Raw genomic sequence first — 23,565 nt, 5'->3', positions numbered from 1 at the left:
GTGGAGAGTCAGATGAGTATAAGTACACCGATGTTGGTGACCTTTATCGTTTATATCCTTGGGATGGTGTTAATCGGTTTTATTGCTTACCGTTCAACCAAAAGTTTTGACGACTATATTCTCGGTGGACGCAGTTTAGGTAGCGTGGTCACCGCGCTGTCTGCCGGTGCTTCCGATATGAGCGGCTGGTTATTGATGGGCCTGCCGGGCGCCATATTCCTTTCCGGTATTTCAGAAAGCTGGATCGCCATCGGCCTGATTATTGGCGCATGGCTGAACTGGCGCATCGTTGCCGGTCGTCTGCGTGTGCAGACCGAACATCATGATAATGCGTTAACCCTGCCAGACTTCTTCTCCAGCCGTTTCGAGGACAACAGCAAACTGCTGCGCGTTATCTCGGCGGTGGTGATTCTGATCTTCTTCACTATCTATTGTGCTTCTGGCGTGGTCGCCGGTGCGCGTCTGTTTGAAAGCACCTTTGGTATGGATTACCAGACCGCGCTGTGGGCCGGTGCCGCAGCCACCATTCTGTATACGCTGGTGGGCGGTTTCCTCGCGGTGAGCTGGACCGATACCGTGCAAGCGAGTCTGATGATCTTTGCGCTGATTCTGACTCCGGTGATTGTCATCGTCGCGGTAGGTGGCCTGGATGAATCCATGGCGGTGATTAAGGCGAAAAGCCTTGAGAATCTCGACATGCTGAAAGGACTGAACTTTGTCGCGGTGATTTCGCTGCTCGGTTGGGGCCTCGGCTACTTTGGTCAGCCGCATATTCTGGCGCGCTTTATGGCGGCGGATTCGCATCACACCATTCGCACTGCGCGTCGCATCGGCATGATTTGGATGATCCTGTGCCTGGCGGGTGCGGTTGCCGTCGGCTTCTTTGGTATCGCTTACTTCCAGAACCATCCAGAACACGCGGCTAACGTGAGCCAGAACGGCGAGCGCGTGTTTATTGAGCTGGCGCGTATTCTGTTCAACCCATGGATTGCCGGTATCTTACTCTCTGCGATTCTGGCAGCGGTGATGTCTACGCTGAGCTGTCAGTTGCTGGTGTGCTCCAGCGCCCTGACCGAAGACTTGTATAAAGGCTTCCTGCGCAAAAATGCCAGCCAGAAAGAGCTGGTGTGGGTAGGGCGCTTGATGGTGCTGCTGATTGCGTTGATCGCTATCGCGCTGGCGGCGAATCCGGAAAACCGCGTACTTGGTTTAGTCAGCTATGCGTGGGCAGGATTTGGTGCCGCGTTTGGTCCGGTAGTGTTGTTCGGCGTGTGCTGGAAGCGTATGACGCGCAACGGCGCGCTGGCCGGTATGGTGGTGGGTGCGCTGACCGTGTTGCTGTGGAAATCTTACGGTTACACCGATTTGTACGAAATCATTCCTGGCTTCGCCTTCGCCAGCATCGCGATTGTGGTGTTCAGCCTGTTGGGTCGTGGCCCATCTGAAGCCGCGCAGCAGCGCTTTGCCGCAGCCGAAGCCGAATACCAAAGCAAGTAACTCCGTAGGGTCGCCATTCATGGCGACCTCATTCCCACATCTGTAGGGTCGCCATTTATGGCGACCATCCCCCATCTTCCCGCTCTCCAACCCGCAAAATCAAAATTAATTTCCCGCTGTGACTTGTATTTCTTCTTGCGATAATGATAATCGATATCGTTCGCACTTTACGTTTTTTTACCCAAGCTTTACTCTTCTTAAAATTCAAGAGGTTGGTGATGTTCGTTCCCTTTCTCATCATGCTGCGCGAAGGTCTGGAAGCAGCGCTCATCGTCAGCCTGATTGCTAGCTATCTCAAACGCACCCAGCGCACCCAATGGTTTCCCGCGATGTGGGCTGGCGTATTTATCGCTGCCGCGCTCTGCTTAGCGTTGGGTATCTTCATCAATGAAACCACCGGTGAGTTCCCGCAAAAACAGCAGGAGCTGTTCGAAGGCATCGTCGCGGTGATTGCCGTGGTGATCCTGACGTCGATGGTGTTCTGGATGCGCAAAGTCTCGCGCAATATCAAAGCCACGCTGGAAAAATCCGTCGATCAGGCGCTGCAGAAGCAGGGCGGCAGCGGCTTTCCGCTGGTGCTGATGGTGTTTCTCGCGGTGGCGCGTGAAGGGCTGGAATCGGTGTTTTTCCTGCTGGCCGCTTTCACTCAGGATGTCGGGTATGCGCCGCCGCTCGGCGCGGTGCTCGGCTTGGCTACTGCCGTGGCGCTGGGCTTTTTGCTCTATTACGGCGGCATTCGCCTCAACCTCGCGCACTTTTTCCGCTGGACCAGCTTGTTCATTCTGTTTGTTGCCGCCGGATTGGCCGCCGGTGCCATTCGCGCCTTCCATGAAGCCGGATTGTGGAATCACTTCCAGGATGTCGCGTTCGATATGAGCAACACGCTGTCAACGCACTCGGTATTCGGCACGCTGCTGGAAGGGATTTTGGGCTATCAGGAAGCGCCAAGCGTCAGCGAAGTGGCGATGTGGCTCATCTACCTTATTCCGGCGCTACTGCTGTTCTTCTTCCCGGCGCGACCTTCGATCAACGCGGCGCGCACCACTCGCTGAAATTAAATCAGGCGCGATTGCGCGCCTGTTCTTCCATGTAACAGGGATATCACTATGACGATTCGCTTCCGCCGTAAGGCGCTGTTGGTTGCTATGCTGGCGCTTTCCGGTGCCGCTTCTGCTGCTGCCGTCCCGCAAGTCACGGTTACCGTGACCGACAAACAATGTGAGCCGATGTCGCTCAACGTGCAGGCCGGTAAAACCCAGTTCATCATCAAAAACAACAGCCAGAAAGCGCTGGAGTGGGAGATTTTGAAAGGGGTGATGGTGGTGGAAGAGCGTGAAAACATCGCGCCAGGCTTCAGCCAGAAACTGACCGCCAATCTGGAAGCGGGCGAATATGACATGACCTGCGGCCTGCTGAGCAATCCGAAAGGCAAGCTGGTAGTGAGTGGTGATGCGAAGAAAGCAGCATCCGGCAAACTGGATGTGCTGGAGCTGGTTGGCCCTATCGCCGATTACAAAGTCTACGTGATGAATGAAGTGAAAGAGCTGGTGGCGGGCACCAAGGCGTTTACCGATGCGGTGAAAGCCGGTGATGTCGAGAAAGCTAAAGCTTTGTATGCGCCAACGCGCGTGCATTACGAGCGTATCGAACCGATCGCTGAGCTGTTCTCCGACCTCGATGGCAGCATTGATGCGCGTGAAGATGACTTCGAGAAGAAAAACGAAGATCCGAAATTCACCGGTTTCCACCGTCTGGAAAAAATCCTGTTCGCCGATAACACCACCAAAGGTGCTGAAGAGTTTGCCACTAAGCTGAATCAGGATGTGCTGGATCTGCAAACCCGCATCAGCGAACTGGCGTTCCCACCGGCGAAAGTGGTCGGCGGCGCGGCCGGTCTGATTGAAGAAGTGGCCTCCAGCAAAATCTCCGGTGAAGAAGACCGTTACAGCCGTACCGATCTCTCTGACTTCCAGGCCAACATCGATGGCGCGCAGAAAATTGTTGATCTGCTGCGTCCGTTGCTGCAGAAAAACAATCCGCAGCTGCTGGCGAAAGTGGATGCCAACTTCAAAAAAGTGGACGGTATTCTCAGCAAATATCGCACCAAAGACGGCTTTGAGTCGTACGAAAAACTGACCGCCGCTGACCGTAATGCGCTGAAAGGCCCGATTACTACGTTGGCGGAAGATCTCTCCCTGCTGCGTGGAACCTTGGGTCTCGACTGATCATGAGTGATAAAAATGACGCGGCGCAGCCGTCGCGTCGTCGATTATTGCAGGGATTAGGCATGTTGGGCGGCGCGGCCGCCCTCGGCGGCGGTTGTCCGTTCCACACGGCCGCCGCCGATAGCTTCTCTCCCGGCACGGTTGCACCCAACTCGCGCCAGCAGGCGCAACCTTTTTACGGCGATCATCAGGCCGGTATCGTTACGCCGCAGCAGGCATCGATGATGCTGGTGGCGTTTGACGTGCTGGCCAGCGATAAAGCCGAGCTTGAACGTCTGTTTCGCTTGCTGACCGAGCGCTTCGCGTTTCTCACGCAAGGTGGACCAGCGCCTGCAGTCACCAATCCGCAGCTGCCGCCAATGGATTCAGGGATTCTCGGTGCCGATATCGCGCCTGATAATCTCACCATGACCTTGTCGGTGGGCACCTCGCTGTTTGATGAGCGCTTCGGCCTAAGTAAGCACAAGCCGGCGCAGCTGCAAACCATGACACGTTTTCCCAATGATTCGCTGGATGCTGAACAGTGCCACGGCGACCTGCTGCTACAGATCTGCGCCAACACACAGGACACGGTGATTCACGCGCTGCGTGACATCATCAAACGTACGCCGGATCTGCTGGCGGTGCGCTGGCGTCGTGACGGCTTTATTGCCGACCATGCGGCGCGCAGCAACGGTAAAGAAACGCCGATCAACCTGCTGGGGTTCAAAGATGGCACCGCCAATCCTGATACCCACAATCCAGCATTGATGAACCAGCTGTTGTGGGTCACCGACGAGCAGCAGGAACCGGCGTGGACGCGCGGCGGCAGCTATCAGGCGGTGCGTATCATCCGTTTTCATGTCGAAATGTGGGACCGCACGCCGCTCGGCGAGCAGCAAACCATCTTTGGCCGTGAGAAGTTATCAGGCGCGCCGCTTGGCATGAAAAACGAGCATGACGTACCGGATTACAGCAAAGATCCCGATGGTGATTTAATTGCGCTGGATGCGCATATTCGTCTCGCCAACCCACGTACGCCGGAAACCGACAGCAGCTTGATGTTGCGGCGCGGTTACAGCTATTCCAGCGGTATTACCGGATCGGGTCAGCTGGATATGGGGTTATTGTTTGTTTGTTACCAGCATGATTTAGCCAAAGGCTTTATTACCGTGCAGCAGCGCCTTAATGGTGAAGCGCTGGAAGAATATATTCGCCCGATTGGTGGCGGATACTTTTTCGCGCTGCCGGGTGTGGCGGATAAAAACCATTATCTCGGGCAATCTTTACTGCAGGCCTGATTAATAAATGTGCAGCGCCTGCGTTGGCTAGCGTTACGCAGGCGCGTTTGTTAAGCATTCCTTAAACTTTACGCTGGACGTAGTCACTTCCGAATGTTCCTAAAAAGTTCTACCACCCGCCAATAAACCATCCATTTGATAAATATACAAAATTTAATTTAAGGTAAAAGGCCTCAGGCTTCGCTTATCTTTTTTTCTTTATCGGGACGTAAAATTAATGTTGCAAACCACCGCAAATATGATGCACTTTATTCATAAGCGTTGTCAGTTGTGTGGCTAAGCCACTGGAGTTCGCGCATGATTCGTCTCTCTGTGGGACAGTTAAATAGTTTCAACACACGCAGTACACTGCGGGGGATTTCTTCCCTGCTAAACAACCTCTCAACTTTTCAAACATCGTTCTCGTTCAATCTCATTTTCTTTACCGGTGCGCGCCTGCGTCTCGGCGCTGATGCGTACCATTCTCACTGGCTCGACACGGCTTACAAGGAAGCCAACTAAACCTCTAAAGCGTTCAAGTCATCGCCGCGGGTGATCCGCCGCGATAAATGAAACCAACTGTAAGGTGCCACTATGGGAAGACAGAAAGCAGTGATCAAAGCACGTCGTGAAGCAAGACGCGTTATTCGTAGCGACTCTCGCAGTCACCGTCAGCGTGAAGAAGAATCGGTCACTTCGCTGGTGCAAATGGGTGGGTTGGATTCGATTGGTATGGCGCGTGATGCACGTGACCGCGGGCCGATTGAAGCCAGAAATGAAGCTCAGGCACACTATCTCCATGCCATAGAAACGAAACAGCTTATTTTCGCCACCGGTGAAGCCGGCTGCGGAAAAACCTGGATTAGCGCAGCCAAAGCGGCTGAGGCCCTGATCAATAAGGATATCGAAAGGATTATCGTGACGCGCCCGGTTCTGCAGGCGGATGAAGATCTCGGTTTCCTCCCCGGAGACATTTCCGAGAAATTCGCGCCTTATTTCCGACCGGTATATGACGTTCTGGTTAAACGTCTCGGCGCTTCCTTTATGCAATACTGCCTGCGGCCCGAAATTGCCAAGGTAGAGATCGCGCCCTTCGCCTACATGCGTGGACGTACCTTTGAAAATGCTGTGGTGATCCTTGATGAGGCACAAAACGTCACCGCCGCACAGATGAAGATGTTCCTGACTCGCCTGGGGGAAAACGTGACGGTTATCGTCAACGGCGATATCACCCAGTGCGACCTGCCATCCCATGCTAAATCTGGTCTCGCCGATGCGTTAGCGCGCTTCGAAGAGGATGAGATGATTGGCGTGGTGCGTTTCGGCAAAGAGGATTGCGTCCGTTCAGCGCTGTGCCAACGCACGCTGCACGCTTACAGTTAACCGTTTGATTGAGAATGTAGCCTAAGCAAAACCCGGCGTGAGCCGGGTTTTTTATGTGCGGGATGATGGCATACAATTAGGCGGTTTTTTCTCAATATCGCTTGCCCCAACCCCCGAATTTTCACGTTACGCCAACGATTAATATCGCTTTATTATTTATCTTTGAAAAAGTGTCGCCTGCAAAAGTATCTCAACAATCCAAAAAATAATTTTGGGAATAATCCTGGATGCTTTTTCAGTGCTCATCAATGCCTTAACTCAAATCTTAAGAAATTTCCTATATAAATCAGATCACAAAGATCGTCTCGCTTTATTGCCTTCTAAAATTTCCAGTTATATATTCGCGCGGTAACACACAGGGAAAGTGTGCCTACGCGTGCTTTCCGCGCCATTTTTACAAGGAGTAAACATGAGCAACTCTTACCAGAACGAAATCCCCAAAGCCCGTATCAATTTAAAACTCGACCTGCACACAGGTGGAGCGGCAAAGAAGACCGAGCTTCCTCTCAAACTGCTGGTGACCGGCGATTTCAGTAACGGTGCGGAAGACCGCCCGCTGTCTGAACGCGAAAAAATCAACGTCAACAAAAACAACTTCAACAGCGTGATGGCCGATATCGCGCCTGCGGTGTCGTTTGCTGTGCCAAACACACTCGCTGGCGACGGCAGCGAAGAGAACGTGGCACTGAACTTCCGCGACATGAAGGACTTCGAGCCGGAGCAGGTTGCCCGCCAAATCCCTCAGCTGCGCGCCATGCTGGCGATGCGCAACCTGCTGCGCGACCTCAAATCTAACCTGCTGGATAACGTCACCTTCCGCAAAGAGCTGGAAGCCATCCTGAAAGACCCGGCACTTAGCGACGAACTGCGTAGCGAGCTGTCTGCGTTAGCCACCGATCAAGCCTGATCATCCCCGTAACGGACTATAGAGAGAGAATGCTGATGTCAGTTCAGAATGAAACCCATGCCAATGGTGCAACCACCGTGCTGGATCGCCCGGCAGCGGCCGGCGTCTACGCGTCGCTGTTTGAAAAAATCAACCTCAATCCGGTATCAGAGCTGAGTGACCTCAACGTCTGGCAGGACAATCAGGCGATGTCTGATGCCACCGCCGACGAGCGCGTGACGGCGGCGATGCAGGTGTTCCTGACGCGTCTGAAAATTAGCGGCGCGAAAGTGGAAAAGCTGGACAAAAACCTGCTGGATCACCATATCGCTGAGCTGGACCGCCAGATCAGCCGCCAGCTCGACGCGGTGATGCATCACGACGAGTTCCAGAAAGTGGAATCGGCGTGGCGCGGCCTGAAGTCGCTGGTGGATAAAACCGACTTCCGCCAGAACGTGAAAATCGAAGTGCTGGACGTGTCGAAGGATGACCTGCGTCAGGACTTTGAAGATGCACCGGAAATCATCCAGAGCGGGCTCTATCTGCAAACCTACGTTGCTGAATACGACACGCCGGGCGGCGAGCCGATTGGCGCAGTGATTTCAGCTTACGAGTTTGATGCCTCGGCGCAGGACGTGGCGCTGCTGCGTAACCTGTCGAAAGTGGCGGCCTCTGCGCACATGCCGTTTATCGGTTCGGTCGGCCCGCAGTTTTTCCTCAAGGATTCCATGGAAGAAGTGGCGGCAATCAAAGACATCGGCAACTACTTTGACCGCGCTGAATACATCAAATGGAAGTCGTTCCGTGACACCGATGATTCACGCTATATCGGCCTGACCATGCCGCGTGTGCTCGGTCGCTTGCCGTACGGCCCGGACACCGTGCCAGTGCGCAGCTTCAACTACATCGAAGAAGTGAAAGGCCCGGATCACGATAAATACCTGTGGACCAACGCTTCGTTCGCCTTCGCCGCCAACATGGTGCAGAGCTTCATCAGCAACGGCTGGTGCGTGCAGATTCGTGGCCCGCAGGCTGGCGGTGCGGTGCAGGATCTGCCGATCCACCTGTACGATTTGGGCACCGGCAACCAAGTGAAAATCCCGTCTGAAGTGATGATCCCGGAAACCCGCGAGTTCGAGTTCGCCAACCTCGGCTTCATCCCGCTTTCGTACTACAAGAACCGCGATTACGCCTGCTTCTTCTCGGCTAACTCGACGCAGAAACCGGCAATCTACGACACCGCCGATGCCACCGCTAACAGCCGCATCAACGCGCGTCTGCCGTACATCTTCCTGCTGTCGCGTATCGCGCACTACCTGAAGCTTATTCAGCGCGAAAACATCGGCACCACCAAAGATCGCCGCCTGCTGGAGCTGGAACTGAACACTTGGGTGCGCACGCTGGTGACCGAGATGACCGATCCGGGTGACGAGCTGCAGTCTTCACATCCGCTGCGCGATGCGAAGGTGCTGGTTGAAGATATCGAGGACAACCCGGGCTTCTTCCGCGTCAAGCTGTTCGCCATCCCGCACTTCCAGGTGGAAGGCATGGACGTGAACCTGTCGCTGGTTTCTCAGATGCCGAAAGCTAAAGCGTAAGGCGGAACTCAGGGATGAAAACAGAACAACCACTCTGGGGCCGGGGCACCATGATCTCGCCCCAGCACTTTCAGCAGCAGTCCGCCTGGCAGGCGTGGCAAAGCGAGTGCATCGCGCGCATGGGGCTTAATCAACCGTGGGGCATGTTGCAGGCGGAATTTGAGCCGGAAGCGTTAAAGCGCGGACGTTTGCAACCGCGTCATCTCCATCTGCGCTTCAGTGACGGCACGCTGGTGGATACAAACAACGCCGATCCGCTGCCACCGACGCTGACGCTTGAGGCGGAGCAGAAGGAAGTGACGGTTGTTCTGGCGCTGCCGCAGCTCTATGCCAGCGGCGGCAACTGCCTGCAGGAGAGTGACGTGGCGGAGCGCCCAGTGCGATTCCGCCAGCGCTGGCACGATATCCGCAACCTGTTCGGGGACGACACACGGCAGATTGCGGTATTGCAACCTGAGCTGACGCTGCGTTATGCACATCAGGACAACAGCGACTGGCTGACCTGTCCGGTGGCGCGTCTGCAGCAGGATGCGCAGGGCGGCTGGACGCTGGACAGCACGTTCCTGCCGCCGCTGCTGACCCTGCAATCCAGCCCGTGGCTGATGACCGCGCTGGAAATGCTGGTCACACAATTACGTGCACGTCTGGTGCGGTTAATGTCCATGCGCCGCGAAAGTAACCAGCGCATGGCCGATTTTGCCGTTGCCGACGTATCGCTGTTCTGGCTGCTCAACGCACTCAACAGCGCCGAGCCGCTGCTGGCCGATTTTCAGCGTCATCCGCAAAGCCCGCCGGAACGGCTGTATCCCGAACTGGCGCGACTCGCCGGTAGCCTGTTGACGTTCTCGCTCGAACATCAGGTCAGCGCTATCCCGGTGTATCGCCATGAAAATTTGAATGAGGTGTTCCCACCGCTGTTCAGCCTGCTCGGCACGCTGCTGGAAGCCAGCCTGCCGTCGCGTATGGTGGCAATCGACATGACGCACGACAGCCGTCTGCGTCAGTGGCAGGCGCGCCTCAACGATCCACGCCTGCGCGAGGAAGCCGATTTCTATCTCTCGGTGCGCTCGCCGCTGCCGGTGGCGCAGCTGCAAGAGCAGTTCCCGCGCCAGTGCAAAGTCGGCAGCCCCGATGACGTCATGGCGCTGGTGAACAGCTCGCAACTGGGCATTCCGCTTAAGCCGCTGAGCCACGTGCCAGCCGCTATTCCATTGCGCCTGGAGAACCAGTATTTCTCGCTGGATCTGTCCCATCCGGCGGCACGCGCCATGCTCGAGAGCGGCAGCTGCATATTTTACGTACCCGGCACGCTGGGTGACCCGGAGCTGGAACTGTTTGCGGTGCTGAGATCATGAGTACTGAAGCAAAAAATATCGATATTGATGCGCTGCTGCAGAACACTTGGCTGCAGGTAATCAGCCTGCGCCACGGCCCGCAATTTGCCGATGGCGAAGGGCTGGCGCTGTGGCAGCGCTGCGTCAGTGACGCCGAACGCGTGCAACTGGCGCTGCGTGGCGCGGGCGTCAGCCGCGAGAGCCGCCATGACATTCTGCTGGCGCAGTGCGCGCTGCTGGATGAGGCGGTTAAAGGGCGCGGCGTGCAGGATGATGCCTGCGTGCAGTGGTATCACATGCCGCTGCAGGGCCATTTTTTACAGACCATGGATGCGGGCGAAACGTTGTGCGACCGCATGCAGCAGGTGCTGGCGCAGCCGGAAGCCGATGGCATGGTGTTGACCTGTTTTCACCGCGTGATGATGCTGGGCTTTCTCGGCGGATATACCGCTATTGATGCACCCGCGCGCCAGCAGCTGGTGAGCGCGCTAACTAAGCGCGTACCACCTTTCACGCGTGCGGCGGATGCGCCGTTGTTATCGCTGGCAAGTGGTGGGCTGCGAGCGGGTTGGTTAAGCAGCTGGCCTGCACGTCTTGGCCTGACCGCGCTGCTGCTGGCCGCGCTGTGGTGGGGGCTGAATCATTGGCTCGATCACCTCATCACCACGCTGCTGCCCGGAGTCAAAGGATGACTTCGCTGCTACCGCGCCTGCTGGTGCTCTGGATCTGGCTGCTTGCGGCGGTGTTGTGCACGCAGTTTCTGACCTTTACGCGCAGCAGCGATTTCCTCGTGTTGCTGGCGATACTGCTGCTTGCTGGCACGATAACGTTCAGAGTGCTGCGCCGCCGCAAGCATGTGACGAGTCAGGAATGGACTGATTTGCCCGATGTAGCTTATCGGCAGCCGGTGGTGCTTTGCTGCAATGCAAGTGGTCTGTTGGACGTGGAACCGGTACGCGTGTTGCCGCACGGCTGCTTTATTCACGTTGCCGATAGCAGCGAACTGCAGCACAACGTGCGTGAGTTGTTGCTGCAACGTCCCGACTGGGGCCGCCAGATTTCAATCTGCCTCAATATCAATCCACAGCAACAGCAGGACAGCGCAGCGCTGGAAAATGCGCTGTTCGCTCTGCGCTGGCAAATTGCGTTACTGCGCCGTGAAACCCGTCAGTCGCTGGCGCTGCTGCTTAACATCGGCGTTGCCGGCGAGATGACACAGTGCGCTGAACCGTTTTGGCAGGTTCAGCTGGCGGGAAATAGCCCACAAATCTGGCAGAATGACACCTCGCCGCGTGGCACCAGTGAATGGCTGCAGTCGGGTGGCAGCGTAGCGATGCAGCAGCAGGTCCTGCTCAATTCGCTGGATGCGTGGGCGCGTCAGCATGTGCTGCGCGTGCTGACGGAGGCGCACAGTGATGTCGGCGCCGTGATACCCGCCGCATATGTGTTGCAGCTGCAACCCGTTACGCCAGTTGCGGGCTATGACTCTCTGTGGTGCGCCTGGTTATGGCAGCACACCACCATCCGCAGCGCCGGTGCTGCAGCAAATACGCCTGTCATCCTTCCCGACTTTATTCTTCCGCAGCTTCCAGCGGGCCGTGGCCTGACGCCGGGCATCCGCGCGTTGCGCACGGCGATCACGGCCTTCGCCGTTGCCGCAGTCATCGCACTCTGTGCGGTGGCCTGGAACAACCAGTCGCTAATCCATCGCATCGTATTCGACCTCGAACACTACAACCGCATTGCCATGACCGACTACGCGCCGAAGCTCGCTGCTGTGCAGGTGCTGCGCGAGGACGCGAGCCAGCTTGATAACTATGCGCGTCAGGGCGCGCCGCTGCGCCTGAGTCTGGGGCTTTATCAGGGCGGGCATCTGCATCTGCCGGTGCTGCACGCCATTAGTAGCTGGATACCGGAGCCGAAACCCAAACCTGCGCCGAAGCCGAAACCGCAGCCGACGCTGGTGCGGCTGGACGCGATGTCGCTGTTTGATTCAGGCAAATCCGATCTGAACACCGGCTCGACCAAAGTGCTGGTGAACGCGCTGGTCAACATAAAAGCGCGTGCGGGCTGGCTGATTGTGGTCGCGGGTTATACCGACGATACCGGCAATCCGGCGCTGAACCAGCGCCTGTCGCTGAAGCGGGCAGAATCCGTGCGCGACTGGATGCGTGACACCGGCGACGTAGACGAAAGCTGCTTCGCGGTGCAGGGCTTCGGTCAGAGTCGCCCGATGGCGAGCAACGACACCGCCGAAGGCCGCGCGGCCAACCGGCGGGTAGAAATCAGTCTGGTGCCGCAGGCCGACGCCTGCCAGGCAGCGGACGCAATCCCTCCGTCATCACAGGATGGTGACGGCAATCATGAAGAAAAGGAGTAACAACATGGCAATTCCGGTTTATCTGTGGCTGAAGGACGACGGCGGTGCGGACATCAAGGGATCGGTGGACGTGCAGGACCGCGAAGGCAGCATCGAAATCGTTGCACAGGAACACAACCTGTACATCCCGACCGACAACAACACCGGCAAGCTGACCGGCACGCGCATTCACACGCCGTTCCTGTTCACCAAGGAAATCGACTCGTCCAGCCCGTACCTCTACAAGGCGGTCACCACCGGCCAGACGCTGAAGTCGGCGGAGTTCAAATGGTACCGCATCAGCGACGCCGGCCAGGAAGTGGAGTACTTCAACACCAAGCTGGAAAACGTGAAGGTGGTGAAGGTCAATCCGGTGATGCACGACGTTAAGGACCCGTCGAAAGAGAAGCACAACCATCTGGAGCAGATTGAGCTGCGCTACGAAAAAATCACCTGGACCTACAAAGACGGCAACATCATTCATTCCGATTCGTGGAATGAGAGAGCGACAGCATAGCGGCTGTAGGGGCGGTCCCAGCGTCCGCCCGCATTCGTAGGGTCGCCATTCATGGCGACCTTAATACCCACCACGCCAGATGCCTGGTGATTTCATCTTCGATGGGTGAAACCACAAGTCATTTCCACATCAGACCTGCTGACCTTATGCGCTTCGGTACACGGCGACGGGCGGTAGCGTGCCCCCAATCAGGAGATTTTGCTATGGACAGTCAGTCAGCCGCGCTTCTGCGCCGCCTCAACCCGTTCTGCGCACAGGCGCTGGAAGCCGCCGCGTCGCTGTGCCAGACCCGTGCCCACGCTGAAATCCAGCCGGAGCACTGGCTGCTCAAGCTGCTGGAGCAGGGCGAGGGCGACATCACCGTCATCGCGCGCCGCTACGAGTGGGACATGGATGCCATCTGGCAGGATTTGCTGGCGTTTCTCGACCGTCAGCCGCGCGCGGTGCGCGGGCGTCCGCAGCTTTCGTCCTCATTAGAAGCGCTACTGAAGCAGTCGTGGCTGATGGCCTCCGCATCTGATAACAACCCGCAAATCCGCAGCATCCATCTGCTGATGGCGCTGTCCGAGCAGCCAAAGCTTGCACAGTGCGAAGGCCTGTGGCCGCTGCTCAGCCTGCGCATGAGCCAGCTTGAGCGCCTGCAGCCGATGCTGGACGCACAGTCCGACGAGCGTGCGGAAGCGGAGCAACCGGAGATGCCGGTCAGCACTATCGAACAGACCGCCCCTGGCGAAACCAGAACTTCCTCCACCGAAGCGCTTGCCCGTTTCACCCGCGACGTCACCGCCGACGCGCGCAGCGGCAAAATCGACCCGGTCTTTGGCCGCGACAACGAAATCCGCCAGATGGTCGATATCCTGTCGCGTCGCCGCAAGAACAACCCGATTCTGGTCGGCGAGCCGGGCGTGGGCAAAACCGCGCTGGTGGAAGGGCTGGCGCTGCTCATCGCTGAAGGCAACGTGCCGGACAGCCTGAAGCCGGTCAATGTGCACACGCTGGACCTCGGCATGCTGCAGGCGGGGGCGGGCGTGAAGGGCGAGTTCGAGCAGCGCCTGAAAAACATCATCACCGAAGTGCAGGCCGCGCCCAATCCGGTGCTGCTGTTTATCGACGAAGCGCACACCATCATCGGCGCGGGCAACGTAGCGGGCGGCGCGGACGCGGCTAATCTGCTGAAACCGGCGTTGGCGCGCGGCGAGCTGCGTACCATCGCGGCCACCACGTGGAGCGAATACAAACAGTATTTTGAGAAGGACGCCGCGCTGGAGCGCCGCTTCCAGATGGTCAAAGTGGACGAGCCGGACGACGACGCCGCGTGCCTGATGCTGCGCGGCCTAAAGTCGCGCTACGCCGACCATCATGGCGTACACATCACCGACGCGGCGGTGCGCGCCGCCGTCACGCTGTCGCGCCGCTATCTCACCGGCCGCCAGCTGCCGGACAAGGCGGTTGACCTGCTCGACACCGCCGCCGCGCGCGTGCGCATGAGCCAGGACACGGTGCCGGAAGCGATTACCCGCCTGCGCGCAAAGCTAGACGCGCTGAACATTGAGCAGCGCGCCATCCTCGATGACGAAGCGCTCGGCGGCGCCATCCCGCAGGAACGTCTGGCAGAAATCGCCGGTGTGATTGAGGTAACCGATGAAGAGCTGGAGGCGCTGGAGCAGCGCTACGGCATCGTGCAGTCGCTGATGCAGCAGCTGCTGGAAGGCCGCAAAGATGCCAGCCAGCGTAGCGCTATCGCACAGCTCCAGACCGACCTAGACGCGCTGCAACCCGGCGAGCCGCTGCTCACCGCCGACGTCGACACGCGCATCGTGGCGGGCGTGATTGCCGACTGGACCGGCGTACCGCTGTCATCGCTGATGAAAGACGAGCAGGCCGAACTGCTGACGCTGGAAACCCAGCTCGCCACCCGCGTGGTCGGGCAGGATGCAGCGCTCAATGCCATCGCCCAGCGCCTGCGCGCCTCGAAAACTGGACTGACTTCGGAAAACGGTCCGCAGGGCGTGTTCCTGCTGGTCGGCACCAGCGGCACCGGCAAAACCGAAACCGCGCTGGCGCTGGCTGATTTGCTGTACGGCGGCGAGAAGTCGTTAATCACCATCAACCTCAGCGAATACCAGGAAGCGCACACCGTTTCCCAGCTCAAAGGCTCACCGCCGGGTTACGTCGGCTACGGCCAGGGCGGCATCCTCACCGAAGCGGTGCGCAAGCGACCGTACAGCGTGGTGCTGCTCGACGAGGTGGAAAAGGCGCACCGCGACGTCATCAATTTGTTCTATCAGGTGTTCGACCGTGGATTTATGCGCGACGGCGAAGGGCGCGAAATTGACTTCCGCAACACCGTGATTCTGATGACCTCCAACCTCGGCAGCGACGCACTGATGCAGCTGCTGGACGAAACCCCGGACGCCGCCGAATCCGACCTTCAGGAATGTCTGCGCCCGATCCTGCGCAACCACTTCCAGCCCGCGTTGCTGGCGCGCTTCCAGACGGTGATTTACCGCCCGCTGGCGCGCGACGCCATGCGCATCATCGTGGAAATGAAGCTCAGCCAGGTCAGCAAACGTCTTCAGCGTCATTACGGCATCCGCACCACTATCGGCGAAGGCCTGTACGGCATGCTCACAGACGCCTGCCTGCTGCCGGACACCGGCGCGCGCAACGTCGACAGCCTGCTCAACCAGCAGATTTTGCCGGTGCTGAGTCAGATGATTTTGCAGCACCGCGCCAGCGGCACCTTAGGCAACAGCCTGACGCTGGACACCAATGACGAAGGCGAAGTGAGCTTTATCTTCTGAACATGTGACGTTCTTTTTTAATAACAAGGAGTGTGTATGAAAACCCAGAATATCCCCGTTTCACCCGCTTTTATCGCAATTTCATGGATTGCCATGCTCGGTGGCACGCTGGTTTATCTGGCGGGCCTATGGCGCGCGGAGATGGAGCTGAATGAAAAAGGCTACTACTTCGCGGTGCTGATCCTCGGACTGTTCGCGGCGGTTTCGCTGCAGAAAACCGTGCGCGACCGGCTGGAAGGTATTCCGACTACGCACCTTTATCACATGGTTTGCCTGCTGGCCTTCACTATTGCCGTGGTGTTGCTGGTTGCTGGGCTGTGGAATGCAACGCTGATGCCGAGCGAAAAAGGCTTTTACGGCGTGTCGTTTTTCATGGCGTTATTCGGTGCTGTAGCGGTACAGAAAAACACCCGTGACGGTATGCACAGCGTGACTGAAAACGCTACTGAGGAAAGCCAGGAACCTCAGTCCTGACACTCACCAATACTCACGCGGCCGCCTTAGGTGCGGGAGAAAGGTAAAGTCAGAACAGCGAATTAAAAGGATTTAATCATGACAGATACGGCTATGACTCTGTTCAGCCACAGCCATCACCGGCTGAAGGTCGCCGACAGCGCCTCCCCGCTGGACGTGCTCAGCTTCGAAGGCACAGAGGCGCTGAGCGCGCCCTTTAGCTGGAAAATCATCTTCACCAGCATTGACAAGCACATCAGCCGCGAAGCCATGCTGATGAAAACCGCCTCGCTGACGCTGCAGCCATCACCGCAGAGCCTCGCCGACCTGCTGCGCAAGGCTAAACCGCTGCGCGTGGTGCAGGGCGTGGTCACCGGCTTTGATATGCTCGGCGTGTCGGCCGACGAAGCGCGCTACGCCATCACGCTGCAGCCGCGGCTGGCGCTGCTGGCGCGCACCCGGCAGAACGCCATCTGGCAGGATGCGTCGGTGCCGCAGATTGTCGAATCCATTTTGCGCGACCGTCACGGCATGCGCGGTCAGGACTTCGTGTTCAGCCTCAGCCGCGACTATCCGAAGCGCGAGCAGGTGATGCAGTTTGACGAAGACGACCTGCGTTTCGTCTCGCGCCTGCTGGCGGAAGTGGGCATCTGGTTCCGCTTCACCACCGACACGCGCCTCAACATCGACGTGGTGGAATTTTACGACGGCCCGCAGGGGTACCAGACCGGCCTGACGCTGCCCGCCGTGCCGCCGTCCGGCCTGCACGATAACGGCGTGGAGTCGGTGTGGGCGATGGAAAGCCGCTTCCGGGTGGTGGAGAAAACCGTCAGCACCCGCGACTACAACTACCGCGACGCCACCGCCGACATGAACGCGCAGGCCGACGTCACCGGCGGCGACGACACCACCTACGGTGAAGCCTACCACTGGGCGGATAACTACCTGCAGGCGGGCGAGGCGTACAGCGCGACTCCCGCCACCGAAAGCGGCGCGTTCTACGCCCGGCTGCGCCACGAGCGCTACCTCAACGGCCAGACGCAGCTCAGCGCCAAATCCAGCTGCGCCTCGCTGATGCCCGGCGTGGTGGTGCGCGCCAGCGGCAGCAACGCGGCGGAGGTGTTCCGCAGCGGCGTGGTCATCACCTCGCTGGTCTGCCGCGCGGCGCGCGACAGCAGCATGGAAACCGCGTTCCACGGCATTCCGGCGGAAGGCCGCTACGGCTATCGCCCGGAACCGGCACCGCGTCCGGTGATGGCGGGCACCTTACCGGCGCGCGTCACCAGCACCACCACCAACGACACCTACGGCCACATTGACCGCGACGGACACTATCGCGTCAGCATGCTGTTTGACCGCGCGGGCTGGGAAAGCGGGCATGAAAGCCTGTGGGTGCGCCAGTCGCGCCCGTTTGCCGGCGACACCTACGGTCTGCATTTACCTCTGCTGGCGGGCACCGAGGTGGCGATTGGTTTCGAGCACGGCAACCCGGATCGTCCGTACATTGCCGGCGTGCTGCACGATTCGTCCCGCGCCGACCACGTCACCATTCGCAACTACAAGCGCAACGTGCTGCGCACGCCCGTGAACAACAAGCTGCGCCTCGACGACACGCGCGGCCAGGAGCACATCAAGCTCAGCACCGAATACGGCGGCAAGAGCCAGCTGAATCTCGGTCATCTGGTTGACGGTGAACGCCAGCCACGCGGCGAAGGCTTCGAGCTACGCACCGACAGCTGGGGCGCCATCCGCGCCAGCAAAGGGCTGTTTATCAGCGCGGACGGGCAGGCGGCGGCACAGGGTAAGCAGAAAGACATGCAGGCGGCGCTGGGCAACCTGAACCAGGCGCGCGAGCAGATGGCGGAGATATCCGGCGACGCGCAAAAGGCCACGGCAAACCCGGCAGACCTGCGCGCGCAGATAGCATTACTGGAGCAGCAGGTGCAGGCGCTGAAAAAGTCGGTGCTGCTGCTGAGCGCGCCGGACGGCATGGCGCTGACCAGCGGCGGGCATCTGCAGCTCTCCGCGGCTCAGAATCTGGTGGCGACGGCGGGCAAAAATGCCGACGTCAGCGTGATGAAAAACCTGTTCATCGGGGTAGGCAACGCGCTGAGCGTGTTCGTGCGCAGGCTGGGCATCAAGCTGATTGCCAATCAGGGACCGGTGCAACTGCAGGCACAAAACGATTTGATGGAGCTAATGGCGAGAAAAGAAATCAGCATCGTCAGCACCGAAGATGAAATCAAAATCATCGCGAAAAAGAAGATCACGCTGAACGGCGGCGGGAGTTATATCTCATTGGACAGTAATGCTATTGAGTCCGCGACTATTGGGGATTTTAGAACCCAAGCTGGTCATTATGATCGCCTTAAAAGCGCAGAGCATAAAATCAATATGATGTCATTATCAGGTGTTATTGATGATAAAAGTCATAATTTACGTTATTTATGCATTGATGATAATGGCATGCCATTAAGCAATAGAAAATACAATGCATATTTAGCTGATGGAACCTTATTGCATGGCATCACTGACGATAAGGGTTTTACTGCATTGTTTACTTCGGGTCAGCAGCAAGACATTGTGCTACATGTCAATAATGGGTTAGCTAATGCCTAAATACAAAATATATACAAAGATAGAATCTAATGTCCCAGCTTCGAATTTATTTTATGACTTAACAGTTTATCGAATGAAAAATGGAAAGGAAAGGTATGAGCTATTATCAGTCGATAAAGAGCCATTGGGAGACAATTATCTAACGCAACAACACGAAACCAATGATACTGATGATGATTTATCCGTTATTTATCTTATGGATATAATGTTATATCGTTTGCATGGTGGAGAATTACATCAGGCTCTCGCTGCTCCTTCAACTAAAATGTTCACGTTAGGTGAGATGGTTTCAGGTAAAACTTACTCTAATAATAAACGAGAGAATGTTTGCTACTTTGAGACACAGGCAAAAACTAAGTCTGTAAAAAACGGAGAAGGCGAAAATGTCTTTAGCGTTAATATAACTTGTCTTGAAAGAGCGTTTATAGCTCAAGAGTATTCTGTTGGAGACCCTGAAGATCCTTTTGAAAAAGGAAAGATAAAGAATAAAATTTCATCAAGAATTAATCATTCTAGTTATCCTAATCAAGGAGCCACTAGTCTGTGTGGGCCGGCTTCATTTTTTTATTGTTTGCAAATGGATAGGCCTGATATTTACCAAAAAGCCGCTAATGATTTATGGGCGTTCGGGAAAACTAAAATTAATAATTTAGTGATAGAGCCAGGTAAAGGATGTAGGCACCCCAAAGGGAAGTTTTATTTTAATGGCCGGGAAAGAGTATCAGGATTAGACTGGATCACTTTAGCTAGCTTGCGAGATTCTGAAAACTCTATTATGAGTTATGATGAAATTGATGATCAAGTTGCAGGAATAACCATGTGGGGAAAGCTTTCTGAGTGGTTTGAGAAAGCTGGTTATGTAAAAGTATTTAGCAATGTTGGATTGTCTAATAGTAATGTGCAGGATCTTGCGAAGCTAAATGAATATGCCAATGACGGATTTAAAGTGGTAACTCTGATTTCTGCTGGAATGCTATTTGATTTCGGCCCAGATGATACATCCTCTAAAAATCACTGGATAGTTTGGGATGGAGCAATAAAAAACGAAAAAGGCCAATATGTGTCAGAGAGTTCCAAAATGGATGAGATCGTTAATTTGAAGTTATTTTCATGGGGCGAGGTTAAAAATCAAATTAAATTAGATAAAAGCCTTGGTTACGTATGTAGTCATATTTTCGGAGGGATGGTTTTTAAGCCATTAAAATAAATGAGAATTATGATTTTATGTTTTTTACTATTAACTTCTGGTTGCAGCGCTCCTAATCCTGATGTTTTTCCTGATGTTGCGGTTCTCCCCAGTGGCGCAGTGGGTAAAGAGTATAGGAGTCAAATTAAGATAAATGGAGGTCCTGTTAATAAATCTAGTGTATCAGTGATTATTGTCCCAGAAGGTTCAGGGCTAATGTGGGAACCTGAAGCAATAAAATATAAAATTGGAAATGAAGATGGAGTGAATGTTGATTATCATAAACTAATAATACTTGGAGTTACTAAAAAGCCCGGAGATTATGATATTATTGTGTCCGGTTACACTCTGGGAACGATGAAACCAGGAAGGGGTTTTTATAAAAAATATAGTCTAACCATTAAATAGGAATGTGTGATTTTTTCTAAATAAAAAAATATTAATTATAACTTTAACGAGTTTTGAAAAGGCGTGAATAATTTAACTTTCTTTTTTATTTGTGTGTTGTTTATTTCAGGTTGTGTAAAGAAAGTTTCATTTCAACCAAATGAACTGCCAGATGGGCGAGTTGGGGAAATGTATTATGTTCCCGTGAATGTATCTGGTGGCTCTGGTCCTATTGTCGACTTCCATTATGAGGTTCACCCTTACAATTCAGGGTTGAAATTGAAGTTTGATACTGAGAAATTTTACACAAAATACTTATATAATAAGTTTGTTATTGAAGGGAAACCTCAATTCCCTGGGGAATTTTGCTTAAAAATGAAAGGTGGATTGGTAGGTGGTGCAGGCCAAGGTTTTGAAAAAATATATAAAATTAAGGTGGCGAATTAGTTTAATTAAGATCAGGTTTCGATTCCCTCTTAATAAATGCTGATAGGTCAAGGGAGTAATTGTTAATCGAGATTATACTTTTTTTAAACATTAAATTTAGGTTAGTTGCTTTAGTAAAAGGCGTCATAACCTTTACCATTCTGAGCGAATGGACGCCCCGCTTACGTGGCATTTTAAAAGGATTTAACCATGAGCAAAACGGCCATCCCCTTCTTCAGTCACAGCCATCACCGGCTGAAGGTCACCGACAGCGCCTCACCGCTGGACGTGCTCAGCTTCGAAGGCACAGAGGCGCTGAGCGCGCCCTTTAGCTGGAAAATCATCTTCACCAGCATTGACAAGCACATCAGCCGCGAAGCCATGCTGCTGAAAACCGCCTCGCTGACGCTGCAGCCGTCGCCGCAGAGCCTCGCCGACCTGCTGCGCAAGGCTAAACCGCTGCGCGTGGTGCAGGGCGTGGTCACCGGCTTTGATATGCTCGGCGTGTCGGCCGACGAAGCGCGCTACGCCATCACGCTGCAGCCGCGGCTGGCGCTGCTGGCGCGCACCCGGCAGAACGCCATCTGGCAGGATGCGTCGGTGCCGCAGATTGTCGAATCCATCCTGCGCGACCGCCACGGTATGCGCGGGCAGGACTTCGTGTTCAGCCTCAGCCGCGACTACCCGAAGCGCGAGCAGGTAATGCAGTTCGATGAAGATGACCTGCGATTCGTCTCGCGTCTGCTGGCTGAGGTGGGCATCTGGTTCCGCTTCACTACCGACACGCGCCTTAACATCGACGTGGTGGAGTTTTACGATGGCCCGCAGGGCTATGAAACCGGCCTGACGCTGCCCGCCGTGCCGCCGTCGGGCCTGCACGACAGCGGCGTGGAGTCGGTATGGGCGATGGAAAGCCGCTTCCGCGTGGTGGAGAAAACCGTCAGCACCCGCGACTACAACTACCGCGACGCCACCGCCGACATGAACGCGCAGGCCGACGTCACCGGCGGCGACGACACCACCTACGGCGAAGCCTATCACTGGGCGGATAACTACCTGCAGGCGGGCGAGGCTTACAGCGCAACGCCGGCAACTGAAAGCGGCGCGTTCTACGCCCGGCTGCGTCACGAGCGTTACCTCAACCGCCAGACGCAGCTCAGCGCCAAATCCAGCAGCGCGACGCTAATGCCCGGAGTGGTGGTGCGCGCCAGCGGCGGCGACAACGTTGCTGAAGTATTTCGCAGCGGCGTGGTCATCACCTCGCTGGTCTGCCGCGCGGCGCGCGACAGCAGCATGGAAACGCTGTTTCAGGGCATTCCGGCGGAAGGCCGCTACGGCTATCGCCCGGAACCGGCACCGCGTCCGGTGATGGCGGGCACCTTACCGGCGCGCGTCACCAGCACCACCACCAACGACACCTACGGCCACATTGACCGCGACGGGCGCTATCGCGTCAACATGCTGTTTGACCGCGCGGGCTGGGAGAGCGGGCATGAAAGCCTGTGGGTACGCCAGGCGCGACCGTTCGCCGGCGACACCTACGGCCTGCATTTGCCGCTGCTGGCGGGCACCGAGGTGGCGATTGGCTTCGAGCACGGCAATCCGGACCGTCCTTACATTGTCGGCGTGCTGCACGACTCATCGCGCGCCGACCACGTCACCATTCGCAACTACAGGCGCAACGTGCTGCGCACGCCCGCGAACAACAAGCTGCGCCTCGACGACACGCGCGGCCAGGAACACATCAAGCTCAGCACCGAATATGGCGGCAAGAGCCAGCTGAATCTCGGTCATCTGGTCGACGGTGAACGCCAGCCGCGCGGCGAAGGCTTCGAGCTGCGCACCGACAGCTGGGGCGCCATCCGGGCTGGCAAAGGGCTGTTTATCAGCGCGGACGGGCAGGCGGCGGCGCAGGGTAAGCAGAAAGACATGCAGGCGGCGCTGGGCAACCTGAACCAGGCGCGCGAGCAGATGGCGGAGATATCCGGCGACGCGCAAAAGGCCACGGCAAACCCGGCAGACCTGCGCGCGCAGATAGCGTTACTGGAGCAGCAGGTGCAGGCGCTGAAAAAGTCGGTGCTGCTGCTGAGCGCGCCGGACGGCATGGCGCTGACCAGCGGCGGGCATCTGCAGCTCTCCGCAGCTCAGAATCTGGTGGCGACGGCGGGCAACAATGCCGACGTCAGCGTAGTGAAGAACCTGTTCATCGGGGTGGGCAACGCGCTGAGCGTGTTCGTGCGAAAGCTGGGCATCAGGCTGATTGCGAATCAGGGACCGGTGCAGCTGCAGGCGCAAAACGATCTGCTGGAGCTGTTGGCCAGGAAAGAAATCAGCATCGTCAGCACCGAAGATGAAATCAAAATTATTGCGAAAAAGAAGATCACGCTGAACGGCGGCGGGAGTTATATCACGCTGGATGCTAATGCAATTGAGTCAGCTACAGCGGGGGATTACCGCACTCGAGCAGGTCAATATGTAAGGGTTGAACAAACATCGAAAATGTGTGAACTCCCTGAACTTCCTGTCTTTTCACCTGGCTCTAACCAGATGTTCACTAGAATAAAAGGAATGGACGGCACGCTTGCAGATGAAATAATTTTCAAACCTTTTCAGGGAGATGAAATGAAATGAA

Annotated in this window: 19 protein-coding genes; all 19 read left to right on the top strand. The window is 56.3% G+C overall.

What is annotated here, in order from left to right:
• Positions 1-12: 12 nt before the first annotated feature.
• The 19 genes from putP (at position 13) to VIJ98_RS11650 (ending at position 23,564) form a co-directional block, all read left to right on the top strand.
• Positions 13-1,497 (top strand): sodium/proline symporter PutP, encoded by a 1,485-nt coding sequence (putP, locus tag VIJ98_RS11740; protein WP_061718473.1) that lies wholly within the window; start codon positions 13-15, stop codon positions 1,495-1,497.
• Positions 1,498-1,715: 218 nt separating this feature from the next.
• Entirely contained in the window at positions 1,716-2,549 is an 834-nt protein-coding gene (efeU, locus tag VIJ98_RS11735; RefSeq protein ID WP_008105324.1) for an iron uptake transporter permease EfeU, read from the top strand.
• Between the two features lie 54 nt (positions 2,550-2,603).
• Positions 2,604-3,722, top strand: a complete 1,119-nt coding sequence (gene efeO, locus VIJ98_RS11730; RefSeq protein ID WP_323274123.1) for an iron uptake system protein EfeO — start codon at positions 2,604-2,606, stop codon at positions 3,720-3,722.
• Positions 3,723-3,724: 2 nt separating this feature from the next.
• Positions 3,725-5,002: an iron uptake transporter deferrochelatase/peroxidase subunit gene (gene efeB / locus VIJ98_RS11725; protein WP_312663272.1), complete on the top strand. Its 1,278-nt coding sequence runs from the start codon at positions 3,725-3,727 to the stop codon at positions 5,000-5,002.
• 297 nt (positions 5,003-5,299) lie between these two features.
• Positions 5,300-5,503: a hypothetical protein gene (locus tag VIJ98_RS11720; protein WP_008105320.1), complete on the top strand. Its 204-nt coding sequence runs from the start codon at positions 5,300-5,302 to the stop codon at positions 5,501-5,503.
• A gap of 72 nt (positions 5,504-5,575) precedes the next feature.
• On the top strand, positions 5,576-6,364 hold the full coding sequence (phoH, locus tag VIJ98_RS11715) for a phosphate starvation-inducible protein PhoH (protein ID WP_008105319.1): 789 nt from the start codon (positions 5,576-5,578) through the stop codon (positions 6,362-6,364).
• A gap of 409 nt (positions 6,365-6,773) precedes the next feature.
• Positions 6,774-7,271 (top strand): type VI secretion system contractile sheath small subunit, encoded by a 498-nt coding sequence (gene tssB, locus VIJ98_RS11710; RefSeq protein ID WP_323274118.1) that lies wholly within the window; start codon positions 6,774-6,776, stop codon positions 7,269-7,271.
• A 29-nt stretch (positions 7,272-7,300) separates the two neighbouring features.
• Positions 7,301-8,848, top strand: coding sequence for a type VI secretion system contractile sheath large subunit (gene tssC / locus VIJ98_RS11705; RefSeq protein WP_323274115.1), 1,548 nt, complete (start codon positions 7,301-7,303; stop codon positions 8,846-8,848).
• A gap of 14 nt (positions 8,849-8,862) precedes the next feature.
• Positions 8,863-10,203, top strand: a complete 1,341-nt coding sequence (gene tssK, locus VIJ98_RS11700) for a type VI secretion system baseplate subunit TssK (protein WP_323274113.1) — start codon at positions 8,863-8,865, stop codon at positions 10,201-10,203.
• Positions 10,200-10,874, top strand: a complete 675-nt coding sequence (gene tssL, locus VIJ98_RS11695) for a type VI secretion system protein TssL, short form (protein ID WP_323274111.1) — start codon at positions 10,200-10,202, stop codon at positions 10,872-10,874. Before tssK ends, tssL begins: the two co-directional genes overlap by 4 nt.
• Entirely contained in the window at positions 10,871-12,562 is a 1,692-nt protein-coding gene (locus VIJ98_RS11690) for an OmpA family protein (protein WP_323274109.1), read from the top strand. The genes tssL and VIJ98_RS11690 overlap by 4 nt, the downstream gene beginning before the upstream one ends.
• A 4-nt stretch (positions 12,563-12,566) precedes the next feature.
• Entirely contained in the window at positions 12,567-13,058 is a 492-nt protein-coding gene (gene hcp, locus VIJ98_RS11685; protein WP_154157409.1) for a type VI secretion system effector Hcp, read from the top strand.
• Positions 13,059-13,261: 203 nt separating this feature from the next.
• Positions 13,262-15,862, top strand: coding sequence for a type VI secretion system ATPase TssH (tssH, locus tag VIJ98_RS11680; RefSeq protein ID WP_323274106.1), 2,601 nt, complete (start codon positions 13,262-13,264; stop codon positions 15,860-15,862).
• Between the two features lie 36 nt (positions 15,863-15,898).
• Positions 15,899-16,336, top strand: a complete 438-nt coding sequence (yiaA, locus tag VIJ98_RS11675; protein ID WP_323274104.1) for an inner membrane protein YiaA — start codon at positions 15,899-15,901, stop codon at positions 16,334-16,336.
• A gap of 78 nt (positions 16,337-16,414) precedes the next feature.
• Positions 16,415-18,934: a type VI secretion system tip protein VgrG gene (locus VIJ98_RS11670; RefSeq protein WP_323274103.1), complete on the top strand. Its 2,520-nt coding sequence runs from the start codon at positions 16,415-16,417 to the stop codon at positions 18,932-18,934.
• Complete coding sequence (locus VIJ98_RS11665) at positions 18,927-20,141, top strand: hypothetical protein (protein WP_323274101.1); 1,215 nt, start codon at positions 18,927-18,929, stop codon at positions 20,139-20,141. Before VIJ98_RS11670 ends, VIJ98_RS11665 begins: the two co-directional genes overlap by 8 nt.
• Positions 20,142-20,150: 9 nt before the next feature.
• Positions 20,151-20,528, top strand: coding sequence for a hypothetical protein (locus tag VIJ98_RS11660; RefSeq protein WP_323274099.1), 378 nt, complete (start codon positions 20,151-20,153; stop codon positions 20,526-20,528).
• Positions 20,529-20,591: 63 nt separating this feature from the next.
• Positions 20,592-20,954, top strand: coding sequence for a hypothetical protein (locus VIJ98_RS11655; RefSeq protein WP_323274098.1), 363 nt, complete (start codon positions 20,592-20,594; stop codon positions 20,952-20,954).
• Between the two features lie 189 nt (positions 20,955-21,143).
• Entirely contained in the window at positions 21,144-23,564 is a 2,421-nt protein-coding gene (locus VIJ98_RS11650; protein WP_323274096.1) for a type VI secretion system tip protein VgrG, read from the top strand.
• Position 23,565 lies beyond the last annotated feature (1 nt).

Source organism: Pantoea sp. S18 (assembly GCF_045689705.1).
Taxonomy (GTDB): domain Bacteria; phylum Pseudomonadota; class Gammaproteobacteria; order Enterobacterales; family Enterobacteriaceae; genus Pantoea; species Pantoea symbiotica.
This window is presented reverse-complemented; position numbering and strand designations above follow the sequence as displayed.